The 4,680-nt window shown below is 75.9% G+C and carries 4 protein-coding genes; all 4 read right to left on the bottom strand.

The window, feature by feature from the left end:
* Positions 1-36: 36 nt before the first annotated feature.
* Positions 37-1,902, bottom strand: a complete 1,866-nt coding sequence (shc, locus tag ABZ914_RS46860; RefSeq protein ID WP_500201115.1) for a squalene--hopene cyclase — start codon at positions 1,900-1,902, stop codon at positions 37-39.
* A gap of 52 nt (positions 1,903-1,954) precedes the next feature.
* On the bottom strand, positions 1,955-2,965 hold the full coding sequence (locus tag ABZ914_RS46855; RefSeq protein WP_190867459.1) for a polyprenyl synthetase family protein: 1,011 nt from the start codon (positions 2,963-2,965) through the stop codon (positions 1,955-1,957).
* Positions 2,962-4,293 (bottom strand): hydroxysqualene dehydroxylase HpnE, encoded by a 1,332-nt coding sequence (hpnE, locus tag ABZ914_RS46850; RefSeq protein ID WP_500201114.1) that lies wholly within the window; start codon positions 4,291-4,293, stop codon positions 2,962-2,964. The genes ABZ914_RS46855 and hpnE overlap by 4 nt, the downstream gene beginning before the upstream one ends.
* Positions 4,290-4,680 (bottom strand): squalene/phytoene synthase family protein (locus ABZ914_RS46845; RefSeq protein ID WP_500201113.1); only part of this gene is annotated, 391 nt, incomplete at its 5' end. The genes hpnE and ABZ914_RS46845, both read right to left, overlap by 4 nt.

The following is a 4,680-nucleotide window of genomic DNA, read 5'->3' as shown; positions in this document are numbered from 1 at the left end:
CCTCGAGGGCGAGCGCCGCGCACACCACGGGCCTCGTCACCGGTCCCGCCCCAGGTAGCGGCCGAGGGCGCTGATCGGGAACACCAGCCGGTACAGGTGGTAGTTGATGTAGAAGTCGCCGGGGAAGCCGGTGCCGGTGAACTGGTCCTCGTCCCAGGTGCCGTCCGGGCGCTGGTTCTCGACGAGCCAGCGGACCCCGGCCTCGACCGCGGGTGACCGCTCGCCCGCGGCGAGCAGCGCCAGCAGCGCCCAGGCCGTCTGCGACGGGGTGGACGTGCCGCGCCCGATCCAGGCGGGGTCGTCGTAGGAGCGCAGGTCCTCGCCCCAGCCGCCGTCGGGGTTCTGGTGGTGCTCCAGCCAGGCGACGGCGCGGCGGATCGGCGGCTTGTCCGGGCGGACGCCCGCGGCGATCAGCGCGGGCACCACGCCGCCCGTGCCGTAGACGTGGTTGGCGCCCCACCGGCCGAACCACGACCCGTCCGGCTCCTGCGCCTTCAGCAGCCACACCACCGCCCGCCTGGTGACGGGCGACTCCGCGTGCCCCTCCTTGGCGAGGGCCTCGACGACGTGCGCGGTGACGTCCGCCGACGGCGGGTCGATGACGGCGCCGAAGTCGCAGAACGGCAGCTTGGTGCACAGCTCCTGGGTGTTGTCGGCGTCGAACGCGGCGAACCCGCCGTCCTTCGACGCCATCCCCGCCATCCAGCGGACGGCCCGGTCGATCGGCCCGCGGGCCTCGGGCAGCCCGGAGCGGCGCAGCGCGAGGATCGCCTCGGCGGTGTCGTCGGTGTCGGGGTACAGGTCGTTGTCGAACTCGAACGCCCACCCGCCCGGCGGCAGGTCCGGCCGCCGCACCGACCAGTCCCCCGGCCCGCGGATCTCCTCGCCCACGACCCAGCGGGCCGCGCGCAGCAGCGCCGGGTCGCCGGCGGGGGCGCCCGCGTCCGACAGCGCGTTCATCGCGAGGACGGTGTCCCACACCGGCGACTGGCACGCCTCCAGGCGGCGGCCCTTCTCGTCCTCGATCGTGAACCGGTCGAGCCCGGCGAGGCCGCGCTTCATCACCGGATGGTCGAGGTCGTAGCCGAGCAGGCTCAGCGCCATCAGCGAGTACACCCACGGCGGCTGGATGCCGCCCCAGCAGCCGTCCGCCTCCTGCCGCGCGACGATCCACTCGGCCGCGCGCCGCAGCGCGGCCTTCCGCAGCGGCGCCACCGGCCGCTTCTCGTAGACGTGCAGGAACCGGTCCAGGGTGTTGAACGCCCGGCCCCAGCCGGTCGCCTTCCGCACGGGGCGCCGGCCCGCGCGCAGCTCCGGCAGGTCGAACGGCAGCGACCGGACGGGCCGCAGCGACCCGAGGACGGTCAGCGGCACGATCGTCTGCCGCGCCCAGCACGCCCAGCTGTAGACGTTCAGCGGGACGCGGCTCGGCAGGAACATCAGCTCCGGCGGCATCACCGGCAGGTCGTCCCAGGACCACTGGCCGAACAGCGCGAGCCAGATGCGGGTGAACACGCGGCTGCCCTCGATGCCGCCGGCCTCGCGCGCGTAGGCGGCGGCCTTGCGCATGTGCTCGTCCTCGGGGGCGTCGCCGGCCAGCCGCAGCGCGACGTACGCCTCGATGGTGGTGGACGGGTCCGGTGGTCCACCGTAGAAGTTCGCCCACGTCCCGTCGGCGCGCTGCTGCGAGCGGATCCAGCGCGCCGCCGCGGCGGTCTCGGCCTCGGTGCGGATGCCGAGGAACTGGCGCAGCAGCAGGTCCTCGGCGTCCATGGTGACGTTGGTCTCCAGCTCGGCCTTCCACCAGCCCTCGGCCGACTGCAGGCCGAGCAGGTGGTCGCGGGCCGCCTCGACGGCGGCCGCGGCCGCTTCGGTGAGTCCGGGGGCTTCCGTCGTGGTCATTCGGCATCCTGCTTTCTGACGGGTGTCCGCGTCCCGGTGCGGGTCCCGCCGCTCAGTGGTCCCGGGCGGTGACGAAGAGCGCGATGTCGCGGAACTCCGCGCGGACCGCGTCGTCCATCTCCACGTCGCCCACGTACTTGGCGGCCAGCGCGACGCGGCGGTCCGCCTCGGCCTCGGCCCAGGCGCGGCCGCCCGCGGCCTCGACCAGCTCCGCCATCTCCCTCAGGTCGGCCTCGGCGGGGTCGCCGGGCGCGGCGTACAGCTCGGCCAGCCGCGCGGAGTCGGGGGTCCCGGCGGTCAGCGCGGCGACCACCGGCAGCGACTTCTTGCGGGCCCGCAGGTCCGACAGCACCGGCTTGCCGGTCGTCTCCGGGCTCCCCCAGATGCCGAGCAGGTCGTCGACGAGCTGGAACGCCAGGCCCATCTCCGTGCCGTAGCCGGTGAGGGCGGTGACCAGCTCGGCGGGCGCCTCGCCGAGCATCGCGCCGATGGAGCTGGCGCAGGCCAGCAGCGCGCCGGTCTTGTCGGACGCCATCGTCAGGCACTCGTCGAGCGTGACGTCGGCGCGCTTCTCGAACCCCATGTCGAGGGCCTGACCGGAGATGAGCCGCTGGGTGGCGGCGGTCAGCGCCTCCGCCGCCCAGTGCGCGCCGCGGGTGTGGTGCTCCAGCAGCAGCTCCTCCGACAGCGCCAGCAGCGCGTCGCCGGCGAGGATCGCGGCCGCCGCGCCGAAGACCGTCCACGCGGCGGGGCGGTGCCGGCGGGTCCGGTCGCCGTCCATGATGTCGTCGTGCAGCAGCGAGAACGCGTGCACGAACTCCACGGCGACGGCGCCGGGCAGGGCGTGCTCCGGCGGCGCGCCGGCCGCGCGCCCCGACAGCAGCGCCAGCGCGGGGCGCAGCGCCTTGCCGCCCGCCGCGGCGGGCCGGCCCTCGGCGTCGGTCCAGCCGAGGTGGTAGGCGATGACGCGGCGGTTGGCCGGGTCGAGGCGGTCCACGCAGGCGCGCATCGCCTCGTCGACGAGCGCGCGCCCGTCGGTGATCGAGCCGGGGACTGCGGTCATCGGCCGCTCACCCCGTCCAGGTGCCGCCGGACCAGCCGGGCGGCGGTCAGTCCACTGCGCACTGCCCCCTCCATGGTGTCGGGCCAGCCCGTGTCGGTCCACGCGCCGGCGAGGAAGAGCCCGGGCAGGCGGGTCGCGGACGCGGGCCGCAGCGCGCCGCTGCCGGGGCTCTGGCGGAACGTCGCATGGCGTTCCCGGGTGACGAAGAAGTCGGTGACGCGGGCCCGCCGGGCGGCCGGGAAGAGCCGTTCCAGGGCGGGCAGGAACGCGGCGCGGACGTCGGCGGCGGGCGTGTCGATCCAGCCGTCGGCGGCCGACACCGACACCGCGAGGTACTGGCCGCGGACGAGGCCGCTGGTCGGCGTGCGGTCGAAGACCCACTGCACGGGCGAGCCGACGGCGGCGGCGAACGGCACGTCCATGACCGGCCGGTCGTAGACGACGTGCACGTTGATGATCGGGCTGGAGCCGAGGCCGGCCCAGCGGCCCCGGTCCGGGCACGCCTGCGCCGGGACGAGCGGGGCCGCCGCGCGGTGCGGCACCGCGACGACGACGGCGTCCGCGGCGACCGGCTCGCCGTCCACCACGAGCTTCGGCCCGGCGTCGACCGCCGACACCTTCGCCTTCAGGCGGACGCGCCCGCCGAGCTCCTCGATCCGCTTCGCCGCGATCGAGCCGTGCAGCTCGCCGAGCGGGACGGTCGGGACGCCGATGTCGGCGGCGTCGGAGCGGCCGAGCAGGCCCTGCCGGCACACCATCGTCGCAGGGCCCATCGCGGCGTCGTCGACGCCGATGTTCAGCGCCGAGATCAGGAACAGCTCCCACAGCGCGGTGCGGGCCCGCTCGCGCTGGCCGTGGGCGGCGAGCCAGCCGCCCATCGCCTGCCCGTCCAGGTCCGGGTCCTGCGGGTCGAGGCGCTGCAGGGCCAGCGACGCGCGGACGGCCCGCAGCCGGTCGCCGGGCGACAGCAGCTGGTACCGGGCAAGCGCGGGCAGCAGGTGCAGCGGCCCCGGCGCTTTCGCGCGGCGCAGCCTCCCGGCCGGCCCGTCCGGGGTGAGGACGCGGATGTCGAGGCGGTCCTGGACGCGGACGAGGTCCCGCGCGTCCAGCCGGTCCAGCAGCCCCCGGTAGGCGGTGCAGCATTTCAGGAAGACGTGCTGCCCGTTGTCGACGGTGAGGCCGTCGCGGTCGAACGAGTGGGTGGCGCCCCCGAGCCGGGGACGCGCCTCGTAGAGGGTGGTGCGCACGCCCGCCTCCAGGAGGGCGAGCGCGGCGCTGATCCCGGCGAGCCCGCCGCCGACGACGGCGACGTTCCCCCGGGCGCTCACCGCCGGATCCCGGTGAGCGCCGTCGCGGCGACGGCCGCCTTCTCCCACGCGGGCAGGGACATGCGGCCCGCCAGCGCGGTCGCCGGGTCGGCGGTGATGCGCCGCAGCAGCCGCCGGTAGATGCCGGCCATCGTCCCCGTGCACGCGGCGCTGCGCCGGTCGAGCATCGGCAGCAGCCGCAGCCCCGTCGCGTACCACTCCCCCGCGCGCTCCGCCTGAAAGCGGACCAGGGCGGCGAGCTGCTCCGGCGGGTCGGTGAACCGTCCGGACGCGTCCTGGTCCAGCGTGCAGCCGAACCTCGCGAGGTCCTTGGCCGGCAGGTAGACGCGGCCGCCGAGCCGGTCCTCGCGGACGTCCCGCAGGATGTTCGTCAGCTGCAGCGCGACG

Source organism: Spirillospora sp. NPDC046719 (assembly GCF_040645715.1).
Lineage (GTDB): Bacteria > Actinomycetota > Actinomycetes > Streptosporangiales > Streptosporangiaceae > Spirillospora.
The sequence above is the reverse complement of the archived record's forward strand: the minus strand, read 5'-3'. Positions and strand labels throughout refer to the sequence as shown.